Below are 18,536 nucleotides of genomic sequence, written 5' to 3'. Positions count from 1 at the left end.
GGGGCACGTGTTGACGCCGACAAATTCGGCGCAAAGCGGCTCAGGAGCATGAACGGGGGCGAGTGACTTCTACGCTCCCTGCGCTGGCATTATCCAGATCAGGTTCTAAGGGTATTTCTCACCCACAACTCACGTTGCAGGACCCCTGCGCTAGCTTTGCGGCAACGATACACCGACATGACACGCAAACACAAGCGCGATATGTCCCGAAAACCATCCGAAAATTGTTCCGATGCGACAACGGAAAAATGCTGCGCTGCGTCATCCGCGATGCGATTTTTCATCGTCGTCGAAGGCGAGGGAGACACGTTTGGCGACATCGCTTGCGCTCGTTTGCGGCACATTCGTGAAGCTCATCACGAGGGCGGGTGGTAACTGCCGCTCGATACGGAAGTAGGACAGCGCCCCCGGCGCCAGCCCGTGAACATGGGCGGCACGGCACACCGCACGATCGTCGCGATGCGGCTCGATCCAGCCCAGCAAATGCATACCGCCCGCCTGTTGCGCGAGTTCGATACGCCCGGGAAGATGCTGCCGCAACGCGTCGGCCAGTGCCGTCCGGCGCTCACCGTAAAGCTGACGCATACGACGAATGTGGCGGCTGAAATGGCCTTCCGTGATGAAGTCTGTGACGGTCGCCTGTTCGATCCAGCCGTGCACGGGTGAGAGCAGCGCGGTGGCTGCCGTGAAGTCGTCGCATAACGCGGGCGGCACGACGAGATAGCCAAGCCGCAGGCCGGGAAACAGCACTTTGCCGAACGATCCCGCGTAAAGCACGCGCTCGCCACCGTCCAGACTCTTCAAGGCGGGCAACGGCGCACCGGTATAGCGGAATTCGCTGTCGTAGTCGTCTTCGACGATCCATGCCTGATTGGCCTGCGCCCAGTTGAGCAAGGCGAGACGGCGTTCCAGCGGCAACGCTACCGACAGCGGCGACTGGTGCGAGGGCGTAATTACCGCGAGGCGCGCGTGGCGGGCACGGCGTTCACCCTCGGCGACGTCGAGCCCGTCGCTGTCGACGGGCACGGGCACCAGGGTGGCCTTCACCATCCGCAAGGCTTCGTGTGCCCGGAAATAGCCGGGGTCTTCGCACCAGACGGCGTCGCCCGGCTGCAACAGCAGGCGGGCGATCAGTGCCAGCGCGCCCTGAAAGCCCGTGGTGACGATGACCTGCGCCGGGTCGCAGTGAATGCCACGCGCAATGGCCAGATACCCGGCAATAGCCTCGCGCAGGGGTGCCAGACCGGCGGCGTCCTGATAGCTGAGCGCGTCGGCTGGCAAGTGGCGGGCATGGCGTGCCGCGAGGCGCGCCCACAACTTGCGGGGGAATTCGTCGAATGCCGGCATGCCGTTCTGTAACGGCAATGGGGTGCCGTGCGCGCTGAGCGGCACGTAACTCGGGTTTTCGATGCGATGGTTCCGGCGCGGCGCGCGAGGGCTACCGATGGCGGGTGGCTCATCAGGGTTCAGGCGGGCGGTTTTTTCGTCGCCGATGCGGCCATGACCGGTATCGCGAGGCAAGACTTTCGCCGCCGCGTCGAGTCGCGTGCCGCTCAAGTGCGGGTTCACGCGGCTGCCGGCGGCACCGCGTCCGATCACGAAGCCCTCGGCTACCAGCCGCTCGTAGGCGGCTTCGACGGTGCCGCGTGCGACGCCGAGCTCACTGGCCAAGGCGCGCGTGGATGGCAGCCGCGACGAGGGCGCGAGCTTGCCCGAGAGAATGCCCTCGCGAATACGCTCATACAGCGCACGGTAGGTCGGCATGCCGGTGGCTTGGGCGGCGTCGGCAAGGCGCAGGGCGCTGAGGTCTGAGGTGTCGCGCATAGGGACGGTCTCCGGCGTCTTTTTGGCCTACCGATTCTATTCGGTTTTGGCTCTTTCGAAGCAGGCCAAGAGCCCGTATCGTTACATCCATCGACTGACTTCCCGACACTCAACGGAGACTTAAAAAATGCAACGTCTGAACTACATCAAAGCCTCGCCGCGTGCCTACGAACACATGGCAGCCCTGAGCGGCTACTTCCATGACTGCGGCCTGCCCGATGGCCTGCTGGAGTTGGTGTGGCTGCGCGCCTCGCAACTCAACGGCTGCGCATTCTGCATCGACATGCACGTGGCCGACGCGCTGAAGGTCGGCATCGAAGCCCGCCGCCTGCACCTGCTCGATGCGTGGCGCGAGACCGAGCTGTACTCGCCGTCGGAGCGCGCCGCACTGGCGTGGACCGAAGCCGTGACCAACGTGCAGGACGGCCATGTGCCGGATGCCGTCTTTGCCGACCTGCGCGAGCACTTCGACGACAAGCAGATCGCCGACCTGACGTTCGCGGTGAGCACCATCAACGCATGGAACCGTCTGGCGATCTCGTTCCGCTCGGCACTGCCGAAGACGCCGACGGGCGTGCGCTAAATCGCATCGGGTTGCGCCAACGCGTGCGGATCACGCTACTCCGCGATCCGCACTTCCCGCTGAAACTCGCGGGGCATCAGCCGTAACGCGTCGCGGAAGAACCTGCGATCGGGCGGCGGCAGCATCGGCAGCACGCGCCCGAGCGATTGCGCGGCGTGGGTGGCCTGAGGCGAGTCGCCGTCCTGATGCAGCGCAAACCACAGCATCTCGAACCACAGGTTGGCGAGCTGCAACGGCTCGAAGCGCACGCGCCCATCTTCGTGGTCGGCCAGTGTCGTCGCCACCACATCCGTCCATTTCGAAAAGCCCTTGGCGCGCGAGAACGGCGCGCCGAACGGTTGCACGGCATCGAGAAAGGCGTCCACCGCCAGCGGTGTGCTCGCGCGCAGCGTCGCCAGATCGGGGTCGCGCCGCACGGGCACGGCACCGCGCGCGATGCGCAGCAGGAACACCGTGTTCCAGACGGAATTCCCGCCCACACCGAAGCGGTCGCAAATCCATTCCGACAAGCCGATCCAGCGCAATGCCTGCCGCTGCACGTCGCTCACGGCGAGGCGCCGGGCCGGGTCGATCAGCGAGTCTTGCCAGAACAACCACAGCGAGAGCCCGATATTCGCGGCGACGTGCTGGGCCAGTTCGATGGAATCGGCTTCGAACGCCGCTTGCAGGGCGTCGGAGAACGCGGCGAGGGCGTCGGCCGCCGATTGCGCGCGCGCGGGCTGCGGCCCGGGACGTGCGGCGTGTGTCTTGTACAGCAGCGCCTGCAAGTTGCGCGTTTCGAAACGAATCCGTGGGTTGTAGACGAGGCATGGTGCGAGCGAAGCATCGTCGCTAATGCGCTGCAAATGCGCGAAGGCACCCGCTTCGTCACGTAAGGCATACGCCTGCCACGCCTGCACGATCCAGTGCATCGCGCGCAAGGTGGGCGAGGCATTCTGCGTGGGCTGATTCGCGCCGAACGTCTCGGCCAATGCCGTGAGCGTGCGTTTCGCGCGTGCCACGTCGCCCATGCGGCGCCAGACGATGGTCTCTGCCAGCAGGGCAATGCCGCGCTGCACGTCGTCGACCGCGCAGACTTGCGCAGCATGAAACGACGGAATGGCGCCGGTGCGCTGCGTGCGGGTGCGCCCTTGCGGCGCAGGGTCGGACGGCGCGAAGAAAATGCCGTCCTGCATGTCGCGTTTGCCGAGCGTGACGTGATGCCAGAACGCAATGTCCTGCATGACGTAGTCGAGCGCCGGGGTGTCGAGCGTGGGCGGCGCATCCGGCGAAAGGCCGAGAAACGTGGCAAGCGTGCGCCGTTCGTCGGTGGGCACGGTGCCGCCAATCGTGACGACGATTCGCTCGAGTTCGTGGCTGGGCAGCCAGAACGGCCCTTTGCCGCGTCCGCGCGTGGGTAGCAGGCGCGCGTCGGCTTGGTGGTCGTCACCCCAGCCGGCACTGACGCCCCATTCGGCGAAGTCGGCGAACGCCCGGCTTACCAGCATGCGCAGGTCGCCTGCCTGAGCGAAGCGCGATTTGAGCGCGGCAAGCGGTACGGACGCCGTCTCGAAGCGCGCCGCGTAATACAGACGCATCAACAGCCAAAGACTCTGATACCGCACCGGTTGATCGCCGACGTGCTGCGGTGCATCGAGGCGGATGACGAGCGGGGATGAAGGCGCGGACGCGCCGGTCGGCATGGGGGCGTGAGGTGGGCGAACACGATCGTCAGGCATGGCGACGCACGGGAAAGTAGCGGTGAACGAGGGAACAACTACCGGCAGGATCCGCCGATTTCGTGGCAATGATACGGCGGTTACATCGGTTACGGCACTGTGACTTTCCACGTGTCGAAACACCTCCTATTCTGCAAGCGCTTTCGGAAGCAAGCGCCCGGCCAGCGCTTCGAGATTCACGACACTCGTTGCATCCACCCACTGACATCAGGACTCCAAAATGATGATGCTTTCTCGCTGGCGTCGTAGCGCCGTTGTGCTGCGAATCGCCGCTGCACTGTTATCCCCGTTGGCGGTTGCGATACCGGCGCATGCGGACGCTATTGCCAATGCCGCTAATGCCGTAGCGCCGAAAATCGTGGAGCGGGCCGACTGGGGCAAGTACTTCGACGCCGAAGGCGCGAAGGGCACGATCATCGTGCTCGACGGCCGCACCGGGGGCTATCAGGCCTATGACAGCACTCGCGCGAATCAGCGCATGTCGCCAGCTTCAACGTACAAGATATTCAACAGTTTGCTGGCGCTGGAGTCTGGCGCACTCGACAACGAGCGCGAAATCATTCCTTGGGATGGCAAGCCACGTAGCATGAAGCGCTGGAACGCAGCAATGAATCTGCGCGATGCGTTCCGGGTGTCGTGTCTGCCGTGCTATCAGGTTGTGTCGCGCAAGATTGCGCGGACCTATGCGCAGGGCAAGCTCGATGCGGTGGGCTATGGCAATCACACCATCGGGTCCGCAGCGGATGCGTATTGGGTCGACAACAGCCTGCAAATTTCAGCGCGTGAGCAGGTGGTGTTTCTGCAACGGCTGGCGCGCGGGCAGTTGCCGTTCTCGGCGCGCACGCAGGACATCGTGCGGCAGATTTCGATTGCCGAAGCGAACATGGACTACGTCCTGCACGGCAAGACCGGCTGGTATGTCGATGGCAAGCACGACATTGGCTGGTGGGTCGGTTGGATCGAACGGGACGGCAATATCACCACGGTTGCGCTGAACATGGACATGCGCAGCGACGCCGACGCGCCCAAGCGTGCCCGGATTGCCCGTGCGGTGTTGAAGGATCTGAAGTTGATCTGAAGTTGATCTGAGGTTGCTGAGATTGGCTTGATGCGGACCACAGACCGGCCGTGGGCGGGTCTGTGGTCAATCGGGGAAGGTGCTGCCGCTTACAGCGTGCGACCGTGTTTGAGTGCCGACGCGATTTCCGTCACATGACGGCCTTGCGTTTTCGCGATCTTCAACTCGTTCGCGCTGGGATGGCGCGAGCCGTCGGCGCCTGCGAGCGTTGTGGCGCCGTAGGGCGTGCCGCCGGTGATTTCCTGCATATTGGTCAGGCCCGGTTCGGTATAGGGCACGCCAACGATCACCATGCCCTGATGCAGCAACGTGGTGTGAAAGCTGGTGATCGTCGTTTCCTGCCCGCCGTGCTGCGTGCCGGTGCTGGCGAACACGCTGCCGACTTTGCCGACCAGCGCGCCCTTGGCCCAGAGACCGCCGGTCTGGTCGAGGAAGTTGCGCATCTGCGCGGTCATGTTGCCGAAGCGCGTGGGCGTGCCGAAGATGATCGCGTCGTAATCGGCCAGTTGTTCGACGCGCGCGACCGGCACATGCGCGAACGCGGCGCGTGCCGCCTTCGCACCGCTTTTTTCGAGAACTTCGTCGGGAACCAGTTCGGGCACTTGCATCAGTGTTACGTCAGCGCCGGCGACGCTGCGTGCACCTTCGACGACGGCTTCAGCCATCGTGTAGATGTGCCCGTACATGCTGTAGAACACCACCAGGATCTTGGCGTTGGCCATGGAAAACTCCTAAGGGTCTAGAGGGGCAAGCGCCGTGACACGCCCGTCATGGCGGTACGGCGCGAGCCGTTCCATGATAGTCGACGCTCATGACGAAACGACCGGCAGACTAACGCAGTCGCGACCCAATCAGACAGCCGAGCGCGAGGGCAGCCATCAACACCGCAACGCTGGCCGACAAGCCGCCCGCGAGTGCGAGTCCGGTCGCGGCCAGGCCGTGCGCCATCACGGCGGCGGGCACCAGCAGCATGGCCGTCACCACACTCCAACGCATAACGTAGCGCCACATGAAGCGGCTCACGACCTGCATGCGCGCGTCGAGTTGATGCCGCTGCCAGAACGACAGATCGGCAGCCGCGTGAAAGAGCCACAGCGGGCTGAAGTATTTGATGAACAAGTCCATGACGCCGTACCGGAAACACAATGCCCGCAGGGTGCGGGCATGGCGTCGAGGCATGGTGGGGTGAGAACCGGATGAGTGCTCACGCGACAGTCAGGCGCTTGGGGAGTCGACGCACGCCGATTGTAGCAGGTGCTCACTTACATTTCGCGCGAGAAAGCTGTCAACGCAGACGATAACTGAATTCATTTTTCGCCAACGTTGCGGTTACGTCGCCTATTCGTCGACATCTCCAATCATGTCAGGGTTTGCCGGTTGTCCGAAGGGGCTTGGCTGCGACCGTTGTCTTGGCTGCCTTCGCGGCTTTGGCGGCGAGTGCGTGCGGCGTGTTGGCCGTGATCTGCTGGATCAACTCCCACACCGATTGGGCGGCGGGGGAGAGCGTGCGGTTCTTTCGCCGCACTAGCATGATGGTGCGGTCCAACTGCGGCACGAGGGGCAGGGCGACGAGGCGGCCGCCGTTCTCGGGCAAACCGGGCATGGCCGGTAACGCCAGCGCCGGCATGATGCTGATGCCGATACCCGCCTCGACCATGCGGAACACGGTGATGGCGTGGCCGACTTCCTGTGCAATCTGGCAATAAGCGCCGTGTTCGGCCAGCGCCCGGTCGATCAGCGGCCGGCTTCCTGAGGCGTAATCGAGCAGCACCAGCTTCTCGCCGTTGAGTTCTTTCCACGTGACCTGCGACTGCTTGGCGAAGCGATGTGAGCGGTCGCACACCACGAGAAACGGCTCGACCATGATGGGCTCGCCCACCAGATCGTCGGTGCCTTCCGATGCCACGATCACGCCGAAATCGACTTCGCCGTGCCGCACGCTGTCGGTCGCGAGCGTCTGCACCTGATCGCGCAGCATGAGCGTGATGTCCGGGTAGCGGGCGGCACACGCCGAGATGCACTCGGGCATGAGGTTGGCCGAAATGGTCGGTGCACTGGCCACCCGAACGCGCCCGCGCCGCTCTTCTGCGAGCCCGTGGGTATCGCGCAACGCGCTCTCCAGTTCGTCGAGCACCCGGGCGAGCGTTGCGGAGAGGCTAGCGCCCACTTCGGTCAGCGTGACTTCGCGTGTGGTGCGGTCGACCAGCTTGAGGCCGAGTTCTTGTTCCAGTTCGCGAATACAACGGCTCACGGCCGGTTGCGTCAGGCCAATGTCCTCTCCGGCCCGGCTGAAGCTGCCGTGCTGGGCGACTGCGAGGAACACCTTGAGTTGGCGCAGCGAGATATTCATGCGTTATTGGTATGAATAAATTTTTTAAATGAATTTGTATTTTAACTATCCTTGCGCTCTAATACGTGAAAACCCGTATCGCGAGCGCACACTTCCGGTCACCTTCGATCGCATATTGATCCGCTATTGATCGCGCATGCATCGACCCACGACCCCGCTGTCAGCCCCGAGCTGCGGCGTTCCGTGTTCTTGCGGACGGGCTTTGTCTTTCATGACCCGCCGAGATTTCCTCGAGATTCACCCGAGATTGACGATGGCCCGACCGCGTTTTCTTCCCGACAACTTTACGTTGATGTTAGTGGCGACCGTAGCGCTCGCCAGCTTCCTGCCGGCGCACGGCGAGGGCGAAGTTGCCTTCAACCTGCTGACGAGCGTAGCAATTGCCCTGCTGTTCTTCCTGCATGGCGCGAAACTCTCGCGCGAAGCCGTGCTGGCAGGTGCCACGCACTGGCGCCTGCACTTGCTCGTCTTTGCCAGCACGTTCGTCGTGTTCCCGATTGTCGGCGTGGCGCTCAAGCCCCTGCTGTCATGGGCGGTGACGCCTGAGTTGTATCTCGGCATTCTGTTCCTGTGCACCTTGCCCGCGACGGTGCAGTCGGCCATCGCGTTCACGTCGATGGCGCGCGGCAACGTGCCGGCGGCCGTGTGCAGTGCCTCGGCTTCCAGCCTGTTCGGCATCTTCATTACGCCAGTCCTCGTGGGGCTGGTCGTGGTGCACCACGATGGCAACACCGGCGCGTCGCCGTTCGACTCCATCGGCAACATCATGCTGCAACTGCTGGTGCCGTTCATCGCCGGTCAGTTGTCGCGCAAGGCCATCGGCGGCTGGGTCGAGCGCAATCGCGCGCTGCTCAAGTTCGTCGATCAGGGCTCGATCCTGCTGGTGGTGTACACGGCGTTCAGCGAGGCGGTCAATACCGGCCTGTGGCACCAGATTCCGCCGCTGGCGCTGGTCGGTCTGGTGGGCTGTTGCGCCGTGATTCTGGCGGTGATGCTCGCGATCACCACGTTCTCGGCACGTTGGCTCGGCTTCTCGCGCGAAGACGAAATCACCATCGTGTTCTGCGGGTCGAAGAAGAGTCTGGCGAGTGGCATTCCGATGGCGAAGGTGTTGTTTGCTACCGGCCCGCTGGGCGCGATCGTCTTGCCGCTGATGTTGTTTCACCAGATGCAACTGATGGTGTGCGCCGTGCTGGCGCAGCGCTACGCCACCAAGCAGCGCGCCGCTCAGGCGAAAGCCGGCAAGGCCGGTGCTGCTAAGGCCGTCAATTCGGACGGTAGCGCCAAAGCTGGCGTGGGCCGATAAGTGTTGTGGGTGTGGTGTGCGGCGCGCTGGCTGCGTCAGGTGGCTTCTGTTCGCTTCCTCGGCCAATCGCTACAGTATTGCCGGGCATCGGGCTGAGGTCCTGCCGGCAAGGGTGCCTTGTGCTTGTTCGCTCAGGCATGAGGCGACCCGAATGGGTTGAAAATCGCGTCCGGCAGCACCTCGTGCGGGCCGGCGCAAAGTGCCGCAAAGCCTCGCTGTCACACGTTGGTCGTGCGCAAGTGCTAGAATTGCGTCTGTTTCGCTTCTTAATGACCTCCCAGGTCCGGCGGCGCCCGACGCATCTGTCCCCTGACAGTCCCCTCTCGCGCCAGCCCTGAGCATGGCGCCCAGCGCCCCTTGAATTTTCGCGAGTGTGCTTTGATGCGGATCCTTCCGCGTGGCGGCCCCCGTTTTTTTAAAAGAGATGTCCCTTCACCATGGCTGATGTGAATGCTGTTCCTACCCCTGGCTTCGATAGCTTTGGGCTGCATGCGGACATCTTGCGGGCCATCGCCGAGCAGGGGTACACCAGTCCGACTCCGATTCAGGCGCAGGCCATCCCGGTCGTACTTTCCGGCCGCGACGTGATGGGTGCTGCGCAAACGGGGACCGGCAAGACGGCAAGCTTCTCGCTGCCGATCATTCAACGCCTGTTGCCCGACGCCAATACGAGTGCTTCACCTGCCCGCCATCCGGTGCGCGCGCTGATCCTTACGCCCACGCGTGAGCTCGCCGACCAGGTGGCCGAGAACGTGCGTCTGTACGCCTCGCACACGCCGCTGCGCAACACCGTCGTGTTCGGCGGTGTGGACATGAACCCGCAGAAGGACGCGCTGCGCCGTGGCGTCGAGATTCTCATCGCCACGCCGGGACGTCTGCTCGATCACGTCGAACAAAAGACGGTCAATCTGGGCCAGGTCAAGATGCTGGTGCTGGACGAAGCGGACCGCATGCTGGACATGGGCTTCCTGCCCGACCTCCAGCGCATTCTGAATTTGCTGCCGAAGCAGCGCCAGACGCTGCTGTTCTCGGCAACGTTCTCGAACGAAATCAAGAAGCTCGCGTCGAGCTACCTCACCAACCCGCTGACGATCGAAGTGGCACGCCGCAACGCGACGGCCGATACGGTCGAGCAGATCGTCTACGAAGTGCCGGAAGACGACAAGCGCGCAGCAGTGGTTCAGATTCTTAACGAACGCGACCTCAAGCAGGTCATCGTGTTCGTGAACAGCAAGATCGGCGCTAGCCGTCTGGCGCGTCAACTGGAGCGCGACGGTGTGGTGACGGCGGCCATTCACGGCGACAAGTCGCAGAACGAACGCATGCAGGCACTCGAAGCCTTCAAGCAGGGCGGCATTCAAGCGCTGGTGGCGACCGATGTGGCTGCACGTGGTCTCGATATCTCCGATCTGCCGGGCGTGATCAACTACGATCTGCCGTACAACCCGGAAGATTACGTTCACCGTATCGGCCGCACTGGCCGTGCCGGCGCATCGGGCGAGGCTATCTCGCTGTGCGCCCCGGACGAGCGCAAACACCTCGTTGAAATCGAAAAGCTGATCAAGCGCGAACTCAAGCGTGGCGAGCTGGTGCTGGAGCGCCGTAGCCGTTCGCGTGATGAGCGCGGCGATCGTCCTGAGCGCAGTGAGCGCCCGGAGCGTTCGGAACGTACCGAGCGCGGTGACCGCAGCGAGCGTCATGGCCGTCACGATGGCCTGCGTGCCAGCCGCAGCGGTAGCAGCGGCCTGCCGGGTCAGCGTCGCGTTCGCCCGGAAGACGAGTTCTTCTACAAGCCGTACGAGCCGTCGCCCACGGCCGACGATGCTCAGCAAAACAGCAAGCCGTCGCAGGACGCGGGTGCGCCGAACGCCTTCGGCGCCATGCCCGAGAAGGCACCGAAGCGTCAGGTGGCGGCACTGCTCGCGGGATTCCCGCGCAAGGCCAGCAACTGAGTGAGCTTCAAGGGCTAAGGCCCTTCAGCGTGTCGAATGAAAAAAGCCAGCGTATCGCGCTGGCTTTTTTTATGGCGATCAGTCGCCGTGCTGCGCCCGCCATGCCTGTGTTGCCGCTGCGAAGAAATCTTCGCGATGTGTCGTCTGACTCAGCACCGCCGGCAGGCCGAGATGGGTAGCGGCATCTTGAAGGGCCGCGAGGACGGCTTCATCGGAGTCGAGCGTTAGCGCCGCTGCACCATTCTGCTTGCTCAGCTTCTCGCCGTCGGCGGCCATCACGAGTGGCACATGCAGATAGCGCGGCGTGGCGGCGCCAAGGCATTGCTGGAGATAGATCTGGCGGGCGGTGGAGTCGAGCAGGTCGGTGCCGCGCACGACATCGGTAATGCATTGTGCTTCGTCGTCGACCACCACGGCGAGCTGGTATGCCCACTGGCCGTCGGCGCGCTTGAGCACGAAATCGCCGACTTCGGTGGCGAGATCCTGTGACTGTGGCCCCATCCAGCGGTCGTCGAAACCGATGCAGGCCGCGTTGCCGTCGGGTACCCGCAGTCGCCAGGCGCGCGCAGGTTTGCCGTGCAGGCCATCGCGGCAGGTCCCCGGATAGGCTAGCGTGCTGTGGCGGGCATGGTCACGCGTGAGTGAGTCGGCGATTTCCCGGCGCGTGCAGCCGCAGGGGTACACCCGGCCAGACGCCGTCAGTGAAGCGAGCGCGTCCTCGTACAGCGCGTGCCGCTGGCTCTGCCAGACAATGGGTTCGTCGCTGTGGAGGCCCAGTCGTGTGAGCGTTGCCAGAATGTCATCCGCCGCACCGGCAATGCAACGCGGCTCGTCCAGATCTTCCATGCGCACGATCCACACGCCGTCGTGCGCGCGCGCATCGAGCCAGCTCGCCAGTGCGGTGACTAGCGAGCCGCGGTGCAGCGGCCCGGTCGGCGAGGGGGCGAAGCGGCCGCGATAGTGCCCGGTACGGCCCGATTCGACGCGCGTCACCGATGTGCCTCAGTCCGCGATGGACGGGGCGGGGCTCTGGGCGCGTTGGCCGGTCGCTGCGCTTTTCTCACCGACGCACGCCGGGCAGTGCTCGCCTTCGACGAAGTCCGGGCTTTGCTGGGCTTCGGGCGTGACGACGGCGCGGCACGCGAAGCACTGCACGGTGCCCGCCGGTGCGAGCTCAGGCGTCAGTGCCGTACGGTAGTCGAACACGAAGCAGTCGCCCTGATAGTGGGCCCCGCCGACATCTTCAAAGTACTTGAGAATGCCGCCGTCGAGCTGATACGTATGTTCCAGCCCGATGTCGCGCATGTAGATGGCGGCTTTTTCGCAACGAATGCCGCCCGTGCAGAACGACACGATCGTCTTGCCCTCGAAATCTTCGCGATGGGCTGCGATGACGTCCGGGAATTCGGAGAATTTGGTCAGGCGATAATCAACGGCGTTATCGAACGTGCCGACATCCACTTCGAAGTCGTTGCGGGTGTCGAGCATCACGACCGGACGGCCCTCGTCGTCCTGACCCGCGTCCAGCCAGCGCTTGAGCGTGGCGGGTTCCACACCGGGCGCGCGCCCGTCGGCCGGCTTGATGACCGGCATCTTCATGGTGATGATTTCTTTCTTGGCGCGGACCAGCATGCGGCGGAACGGTTGTTCCTCGGAGAGACTCTCCTTGACCACGAGGTCGGCGAAGCGGGCGTCGGCGCGCAACCGGGCGAGAAACGCGTCGATCGATTCGCGCGGGCCGGCCAGAAACAGGTTGATGCCTTCCGGCGCCAGCAGAATGGTGCCCTTCAGGTCGAGCGCCTGACAGTGTTCCAGCAGCGCTGGGCGCAGCGTTGCGATGTCGTCGAGCGAGACGAACTTGTACGCGGCGATGTTGACGATAGACATGGCAACAGGGTTTCGCAAAAGCGTGAAGCAATAAACCGCCATTATCGCCGATCTGGCCCGAAGGCACTTTGATTTCACCCCATAAGTCGCTGATATCCCGTGGAATCGGACGATGCCCCCGCATCGGATGCGGCAAATTCCGAGGGGGCGGCCGGTGCCGTCCGAAAAGCGCAGATATGCCACCGGCCCCGGGGACACGGCGCGCGAAATCCGGAGCCGCCGCGTTACAATACGGCCCATGTCAGAACCTCGTTTCGTCCACCTCCGCCTCCACTCCGAATACTCGATCGCCGATGGCATCGTGCGCCTTGACGACGTCGTCAAAGCCGCGGCCAAGGACGGGCAGGGCGCGCTCGCGCTCACCGACCTCGCGAACATGTTCGGTGCCATCCGTTTCTACAAAGAAGCCCGCGGTAAGGGCGTCAAGCCGATCATCGGTTGCGACGCCTGGATCACCAATGCTGCCGATCGCGACAAACCGTCGCGATTGTTGCTGCTCGCGCGCGACAAGGAAGGCTATCTGAACCTGTGCCAGTTGCTGTCGAAGGCCTGGCTTGGCAATCAGTGGCGCGGGCGTGCAGAAATCGACCCGTCGTGGCTTGAGCCCGACGGCTTCGCGCGAGGTCTGCTGGCGATTTCCGGTGGGCAGATGGGCGATGTCGGTGCCGCGCTGGCGGCAGGCAATCCCGATCTGGCGGCGCAGTGCGCGCAGCATTGGGCGAAGGTCTTCCCGGGGGCGTTCTATATCGAACTGCAACGCACCGGTCAGGCCGGCATGGAAACGTATGTGCAGCAGGCGGTGCAACTGGCCGCGAAGGTTGGGCTGCCGGTCGTCGCCACGCATCCGATCCAGTTCATGACCGGCGATGATTTCACGGCGCACGAAGCGCGCGTGTGTATCTCCGAAGGTGAAATTCTCGGCAATGCGCGCCGGGTGCGCCGTTTTACGCAGGACCAGAGCTTCCGCACGCAGGACGACATGATCGCCGCGTTCGAGGATGTGCCGTCCGCGATTGCCAATTCTGTCGAGATCGCCAAGCGTTGCAACCTCACGCTCGAACTTGGCAAACCGAAGCTGCCGCTCTTCCCGACGCCGGATGGCATGTCGCTCGACGACTATCTCGTGCAGTTGTCGAAAGAGGGGCTGGAGATGCGTCTGGGGCAACTCTTCCCCGACGCGGCGGAGCGTGACGCGCAGCGCCCTGAGTATTACACGCGGCTCGATTTCGAGACCGGCACGATCATCAAGATGGGCTTCCCCGGCTACTTCCTGATCGTGGCGGACTTTATCCAGTGGGCCAAGAACAACGGCGTGCCGGTCGGTCCGGGCCGGGGTTCGGGCGCCGGTTCGCTCGTCGCCTATGCGCTGGGTATTACCGACCTTGACCCGCTGAAGTACAACCTGCTGTTCGAGCGTTTCCTGAATCCGGAACGCGTCTCGATGCCCGACTTCGACATCGACTTCTGTCAGGACGGGCGCGACCGCGTCATTCAGTACGTGAAAGAGAAGTACGGCGCAGACGCCGTCTCGCAGATCGCGACTTTCGGCTCGATGGCAGCCAAGGCGGCGGTGCGCGACGTCGGGCGCGTGCTCGATCTCGGCTACAACTTCGTCGACGGTGTCGCCAAGCTCATTCCGTTCAAGCCGGGCAAGCTGGTCACGCTCGACGACGCGATGAAGGAAGAGCCGGCACTGGCCGAGCGCTTCAACACGGAAGACGAAGTCAAGCAGTTGCTCGAACTGGCGCAGCGCGTCGAAGGCCTCACGCGTAACGTCGGTATGCACGCCGGGGGCGTGTTGATCGCTCCGGGCAAGCTCACAGATTTCTGCCCGCTGTACACGCAGGGCGTCGGCGAAGACGCCAGCGGCGTTGTGAGCCAGTACGACAAGGACGACGTGGAAGCCGTCGGGCTGGTGAAGTTCGACTTCTTGGGCCTGACCACGCTCACGATCCTGAACTGGGCGGAGCGCTACATCAAGCGCTTGCACCCGGAGATGGCGGACTGGTCGCTTGAGCAGGTCTCGCTGACCGACCCGGCAGCCTTCAGCATTCTCAAAAAGCCAATACGGTGGCCGTGTTCCAGCTGGAAAGCCGGGGCATGCAGGGCATGTTGAAAGACGCCCAGCCCGATCGCTTCGAAGACATCATTGCGCTGGTGGCGTTGTACCGTCCGGGCCCAATGGACCTGATTCCGAGCTTCTGCGCGCGTAAGCATGGCCGCGAGAAGGTGGAGTATCCGGATCCGCGCGTCGAGCCGGTGCTCCAGGAGACCTACGGCATCATGGTCTATCAGGAGCAGGTGATGCAGATGGCGCAGATCATCGGCGGCTACTCGCTTGGTGGCGCCGACTTGCTGCGTCGCGCGATGGGCAAGAAGAAGGCCGAGGAAATGGCCATGCACCGTGGCTTGTTCCGCGAGGGTGCGGACAAGAACGGGCTGACGGCCGAGAAGGCCGACGAAATCTTCGACTTGATGGAGAAGTTCGCGGGCTACGGCTTCAACAAGTCGCACGCGGCGGCTTACGCGCTGCTCGCGTATTACACGGCTTGGCTCAAGGCGCATCACCCTGCCGAATTCATGGCGGCCAATATGAGCTTGGCCATGGACGACACGGACAAGGTCAAGATTCTTTATGAAGACTGCCTGACCAACGGTCTGGCCGTTCTGCCGCCGGACGTGAATGTCTCCGCTTACCGTTTCGAGCCGGCCGATTCGAAGACCGTGCGCTACGGTCTGGGCGCGATCAAGGGCAGCGGTCAGTCGGCCATCGAAGAGATTCTGCGGGCGCGCGAAGAGCGGCCGTTCACCGATCTGTTCGATTTCTGCCAGCGTATCGATCGCCGCATGGTGAACCGCCGCACGATCGAAGCGCTGATCCGCGCCGGTGCGTTTGACACCATTCACGATAACCGTGCGCAATTGATGGCGTCGGTGCCGATGGCCATGGAAGCCGCAGAGCAGGCGAGTGCCGCGGCCAATCAGGTCAGTCTGTTCGATTTGGGCGACGAGAGCTTGCAGGCACCGCTGGAGCTGGCCGACGAACCGGCCTGGACCGACAAGCGCAAGCTTCAGGAAGAAAAACAGGCGCTCGGTTTCTACCTGTCGGGCCACATGTTCGATTCCTACGCCGAAGAGGTGCGCCGTTTTGTGCGCACGCGCATCAAGGACTTAAGCGAGGGGCGCGACCGCCTCGTGGCCGGCGTGATCGCAAGCCTGCGCACGATGATGACGCAGCGCGGCAAGATGGTGATCGCCCAGCTCGACGATGGCTCCGCCACGCTCGAAGTGGCGATCTTTAACGAGCAATTCGAGGCGAACAAGCAACTGTTCAAGGAGGACGAGCTGCTGATCGTCCACGGCAGCGCGCGCCCCGACAGCTTCACCGGCGGGCTGCGTTTCACCACGGAAAGCCTGATGGATCTGGGCCGCGCACGCGCTCGATTCGCTCGTGCGCTCAAGCTGTCGTTCAATGGCAATGCTGACTGGACACGTCTGCGGGCCACCTTGCAACCGCACTGCACGATGTATCGCGTGACGGCAACGGCTGGGGCTGGGGCCGGCGCCGGTGGTGGCAGTGGTGGCTTTGGCGGAGGCGGTGGATTCAAAGGCGGTAACGGCGGTGGTGGCGGTGGCTTTGGCCGACGTAACGGCAATGGCAACGGCAATGGTGATGACGACAAACCCACGGGTTTGCCGGTGCACATTGTCTACCGCCGCACCGACGCCGAATGCGAGTCGCGTCTCGGGGACGACTGGAAGGTGCAGCCCGGCGATGAGCTGCTGGGCGAACTTCGCCAGTGGCTCACGCCTGACTCGGTACAGATCGTTTATTGAACTATCTGAACGCGTAGTCGAGTCCGCCCGATTGGCCTGATCAACAAGGAATTTCCGGATGTTTTCCATCATCGTTCCGACGTGGAACAACCTCGCGCTGCTGCAACTTTGTGTGCGCAGCATTCGCCAGAACTCGGGCATGCCGCATCAGATCATCGTTCACGTGAACGATGGGTCCGACGGCACGCTGGACTGGGTGCGCGCCGAGGGACTCGACCACACGGCGTCGCCGGACAACATCGGGATCTGCTATGCCGTGAATCAGGCGGCGGCGCTCGCGCGCGAGAAGTACATCGTCTACCTGAATGACGACATGTATTGCTGCCCCGGTTGGGACACCGCGCTGATCGAGCGTGCCGAGGCGATGCCGGACAAGGCGTTCATGCTCTCGGGCACGATGATCGAGCCCGTGGATACCGGCAATCCGTGCGTGCTTGTGACGGATTTTGGACGCGAAGTCGATACGTTCGACGAGGCCGCACTGCTCGCGGCGGTGCCGACGTATCAGAAGGCGGACTGGTTCGGCGCCACGTGGCCGCCGACGCTGGTGCATCGCGACTGGTGGTTCCTCGTGGGCGGCTACAGCACGGAACTGAGCCCGGGCATGAGCAGCGACAATGATTTCTCGATGAAGTTGTGGGCGGCGGGCTGCCGTAAGTTCATCGGTGTGGGGGCGAGTCTCGTCTACCACTTCCAGTGCAAGAGCACGGGCAAGGTTGTGAAGAACGATGGCCGCACGCAGTTTCTGCGTAAGTGGGGTATGACGCAGAAGATTTTCGATCGCTACTACCTACGTCGCGGCAAGGTCGTGCCCTCCGGCAGCGATGGTTCGGTGGGCGAGCCCGTCGACGATGGCCAACTGCGCTGGCAGATGTTCCGCTCACGTATCAAGCGAGCGCTCGCGAAGTAAGGGCGAGTCGATTGCCCAGCGATCGACAGTCGTAGCGAGCTCAGGGGGTGTCGATCGTCGATCAAATAAAAATGGACGCGTATTCGCGTCCTTTTTTATTTGCAGGCACTCGCCCGTCACTCGCCCGTCACTCGCCCGTCGCTCGCCCGTCGCTCGCCCGTCGCTCGCCCGATTCTCGCCTGTTTTCAGTTGTCCCCGCGCCTCAACAGCGCGTACTTCAAGAAAGCACTGCGTGCGTTCATGCGCGCAATCGCGGCACCTGTGGCGCCATCCAGAAAGCCTCGACGCAGCACAAAGGTGCGCACGAAGGCCCATCCGCCGTTTATCCATGGCTTGAGCGCGGAGACTTTCTTGCCACGCAACGCCATTTCTTTCGCGCCCGCCTTGGCATAACGCTGCACCTTATCCTCGACCTGCCGCGCTTCGGTGTAGCTGTAATGCAGCAGATGATTGGGCAACGTGCCGATCTCGCCGTCCACGATCACGCGTTCGTGCACGAGGTTGTCGGAGAAGCGTCCGGCGTCGCGGCGGAACAGGCGCAGCACGTAGTCCGGATACCACCCGCAATGCCGTACCCAGTGGCCGAGGAACTGCGACAGACGGGGCATGCGATAGCCCGCATGACGGTTCGAAGTGATGGCGGCCGCAACGTCGGCGGCCAATTCCGGGGTGATGCGTTCGTCGGCATCGAGCGAGAGCACCCAAGGTTGGGTGGCAAACGACAGCGCGCGATTCTTCTGCGGCCCGAAGCCCGGCCAGTCGGGGGTGACATGAACCTCAGCGCCTGCATCGCGGGCGATGTCTGCCGTACCGTCCGTGCTGGCGTTGTCCAGCACCACGATTTGCGATGCCAGCGCCCGGACGGACGCAATGCACTCAGCGATGTTGTGCCGCTCGTTGCGCGTCAGAATCGTGACGGTCAAAGGCAGGCGCTGTGGTGAGTGTGGCACCGGCGAGGACGACGGACTCGATACACCGGGCAAGTTCGATTGGGCTTCAGTCATGAAGATGCAGGAATGGACGGGTTCGGACTTTTCAGGCAACTCGGGTGCAGGCACAGCCTCGCGCCGAGCAATGCACTCGGCACCATA

The 18,536-nt window shown here is 63.4% G+C and carries 13 protein-coding genes, 1 pseudogene and 1 riboswitch; of the genes and pseudogenes, 6 read left to right on the top strand and 8 right to left on the bottom strand.

Translation table 11 applies throughout. From position 1 onward, the window contains the following. Window positions 1–58: 58 nt before the first annotated feature. Window positions 59–157: riboswitch (TPP riboswitch) on the bottom strand. A 104-nt stretch (window positions 158–261) separates the two neighbouring features. Continuing rightward, complete coding sequence (gene pdxR, locus AT302_RS21380) at window positions 262–1,824, bottom strand: MocR-like pyridoxine biosynthesis transcription factor PdxR (RefSeq protein ID WP_058375747.1); 1,563 nt, start codon at window positions 1,822–1,824, stop codon at window positions 262–264. A gap of 127 nt (window positions 1,825–1,951) precedes the next feature. Between pdxR and AT302_RS21375 the strand changes: the two genes are divergently transcribed. Beyond that, entirely contained in the window at window positions 1,952–2,407 is a 456-nt protein-coding gene (locus AT302_RS21375; protein WP_058375746.1) for a carboxymuconolactone decarboxylase family protein, read from the top strand. 35 nt (window positions 2,408–2,442) lie between these two features. Here AT302_RS21375 and AT302_RS21370 read toward each other — a convergent pair whose 3' ends face one another. Continuing rightward, complete coding sequence (locus AT302_RS21370) at window positions 2,443–4,125, bottom strand: hypothetical protein (RefSeq protein WP_157125845.1); 1,683 nt, start codon at window positions 4,123–4,125, stop codon at window positions 2,443–2,445. A 220-nt stretch (window positions 4,126–4,345) separates the two neighbouring features. Here AT302_RS21370 and AT302_RS21365 point away from each other — a divergent pair, with 220 nt between their 5' ends. Then, window positions 4,346–5,203 (top strand): OXA-62 family carbapenem-hydrolyzing class D beta-lactamase OXA-157, encoded by an 858-nt coding sequence (locus AT302_RS21365; protein WP_058375744.1) that lies wholly within the window; start codon window positions 4,346–4,348, stop codon window positions 5,201–5,203. A gap of 89 nt (window positions 5,204–5,292) precedes the next feature. Here AT302_RS21365 and wrbA read toward each other — a convergent pair whose 3' ends face one another. The 3 genes from wrbA to AT302_RS21350 form a co-directional block, all read right to left on the bottom strand. Further along, entirely contained in the window at window positions 5,293–5,925 is a 633-nt protein-coding gene (gene wrbA, locus AT302_RS21360) for an NAD(P)H:quinone oxidoreductase (RefSeq protein WP_058375743.1), read from the bottom strand. A gap of 109 nt (window positions 5,926–6,034) precedes the next feature. Further along, entirely contained in the window at window positions 6,035–6,328 is a 294-nt protein-coding gene (locus AT302_RS21355) for a hypothetical protein (protein WP_058375742.1), read from the bottom strand. A 238-nt stretch (window positions 6,329–6,566) separates the two neighbouring features. After that, window positions 6,567–7,553, bottom strand: a complete 987-nt coding sequence (locus tag AT302_RS21350) for a LysR family transcriptional regulator (protein WP_237171984.1) — start codon at window positions 7,551–7,553, stop codon at window positions 6,567–6,569. Between the two features lie 253 nt (window positions 7,554–7,806). On the opposite strand from AT302_RS21350, the gene AT302_RS21345 reads away from it, so the two are divergent. After that, window positions 7,807–8,859 carry a bile acid:sodium symporter family protein gene (locus tag AT302_RS21345; protein ID WP_058375741.1) on the top strand — a complete coding sequence of 351 codons (1,053 nt, stop codon included), beginning with the start codon at window positions 7,807–7,809 and terminating at the stop codon, window positions 8,857–8,859. Between the two features lie 437 nt (window positions 8,860–9,296). Continuing rightward, the gene (locus AT302_RS21340; RefSeq protein ID WP_058375740.1) at window positions 9,297–10,811 is read left to right on the top strand and encodes a DEAD/DEAH box helicase; all 1,515 of its coding nucleotides are present in this window, start codon (window positions 9,297–9,299) and stop codon (window positions 10,809–10,811) included. Window positions 10,812–10,889: 78 nt separating this feature from the next. On the opposite strand, the gene gluQRS is transcribed toward AT302_RS21340, so the two are convergent. Further along, window positions 10,890–11,804 (bottom strand): tRNA glutamyl-Q(34) synthetase GluQRS, encoded by a 915-nt coding sequence (gene gluQRS, locus AT302_RS21335; RefSeq protein ID WP_058375739.1) that lies wholly within the window; start codon window positions 11,802–11,804, stop codon window positions 10,890–10,892. Window positions 11,805–11,813: 9 nt separating this feature from the next. Next, window positions 11,814–12,698, bottom strand: coding sequence for a sulfurtransferase (locus tag AT302_RS21330; protein WP_058375738.1), 885 nt, complete (start codon window positions 12,696–12,698; stop codon window positions 11,814–11,816). Between the two features lie 229 nt (window positions 12,699–12,927). On the opposite strand from AT302_RS21330, the pseudogene dnaE reads away from it, so the two are divergent. Together dnaE and AT302_RS21320 are read left to right on the top strand one after the other, a co-directional pair. Further along, window positions 12,928–16,535, top strand: a pseudogene (gene dnaE / locus AT302_RS21325) (DNA polymerase III subunit alpha). A gap of 58 nt (window positions 16,536–16,593) precedes the next feature. Continuing rightward, window positions 16,594–17,445, top strand: a complete 852-nt coding sequence (locus AT302_RS21320) for a glycosyltransferase family 2 protein (RefSeq protein ID WP_058375737.1) — start codon at window positions 16,594–16,596, stop codon at window positions 17,443–17,445. A 185-nt stretch (window positions 17,446–17,630) separates the two neighbouring features. Here AT302_RS21320 and AT302_RS21315 read toward each other — a convergent pair whose 3' ends face one another. Continuing rightward, window positions 17,631–18,449 (bottom strand): glycosyltransferase family 2 protein, encoded by an 819-nt coding sequence (locus tag AT302_RS21315; protein ID WP_407668804.1) that lies wholly within the window; start codon window positions 18,447–18,449, stop codon window positions 17,631–17,633. Between the last annotated feature and the right edge of the window lie 87 nt (window positions 18,450–18,536).

Source organism: Pandoraea norimbergensis (assembly GCF_001465545.3).
Lineage (GTDB): Bacteria > Pseudomonadota > Gammaproteobacteria > Burkholderiales > Burkholderiaceae > Pandoraea > Pandoraea norimbergensis.
Note: the sequence above shows the minus strand (reverse complement) of the source record. Positions and strands in the feature narration are given on the sequence as shown.

What these genes read in the sequence shown, in the direction of transcription:
- pdxR (WP_058375747.1), bottom strand. Translation starts at nt 1,824, where the DNA reads ATGCGCGACACCTCAGACCTCAGCGCCCTGCGCCTTGCCGACGCCGCC.
- AT302_RS21375 (WP_058375746.1), top strand. Translation starts at nt 1,952, where the DNA reads ATGCAACGTCTGAACTACATCAAAGCCTCGCCGCGTGCCTACGAACAC.
- AT302_RS21370 (WP_157125845.1), bottom strand. Translation starts at nt 4,125, where the DNA reads ATGCCTGACGATCGTGTTCGCCCACCTCACGCCCCCATGCCGACCGGC.
- AT302_RS21365 (WP_058375744.1), top strand. Translation starts at nt 4,346, where the DNA reads ATGATGATGCTTTCTCGCTGGCGTCGTAGCGCCGTTGTGCTGCGAATC.
- wrbA (WP_058375743.1), bottom strand. Translation starts at nt 5,925, where the DNA reads ATGGCCAACGCCAAGATCCTGGTGGTGTTCTACAGCATGTACGGGCAC.
- AT302_RS21355 (WP_058375742.1), bottom strand. Translation starts at nt 6,328, where the DNA reads ATGGACTTGTTCATCAAATACTTCAGCCCGCTGTGGCTCTTTCACGCG.
- AT302_RS21350 (WP_237171984.1), bottom strand. Translation starts at nt 7,553, where the DNA reads ATGAATATCTCGCTGCGCCAACTCAAGGTGTTCCTCGCAGTCGCCCAG.
- AT302_RS21345 (WP_058375741.1), top strand. Translation starts at nt 7,807, where the DNA reads ATGGCCCGACCGCGTTTTCTTCCCGACAACTTTACGTTGATGTTAGTG.
- AT302_RS21340 (WP_058375740.1), top strand. Translation starts at nt 9,297, where the DNA reads ATGGCTGATGTGAATGCTGTTCCTACCCCTGGCTTCGATAGCTTTGGG.
- AT302_RS21330 (WP_058375738.1), bottom strand. Translation starts at nt 12,698, where the DNA reads ATGTCTATCGTCAACATCGCCGCGTACAAGTTCGTCTCGCTCGACGAC.
- AT302_RS21320 (WP_058375737.1), top strand. Translation starts at nt 16,594, where the DNA reads ATGTTTTCCATCATCGTTCCGACGTGGAACAACCTCGCGCTGCTGCAA.
- AT302_RS21315 (WP_407668804.1), bottom strand. Translation starts at nt 18,449, where the DNA reads ATGACTGAAGCCCAATCGAACTTGCCCGGTGTATCGAGTCCGTCGTCC.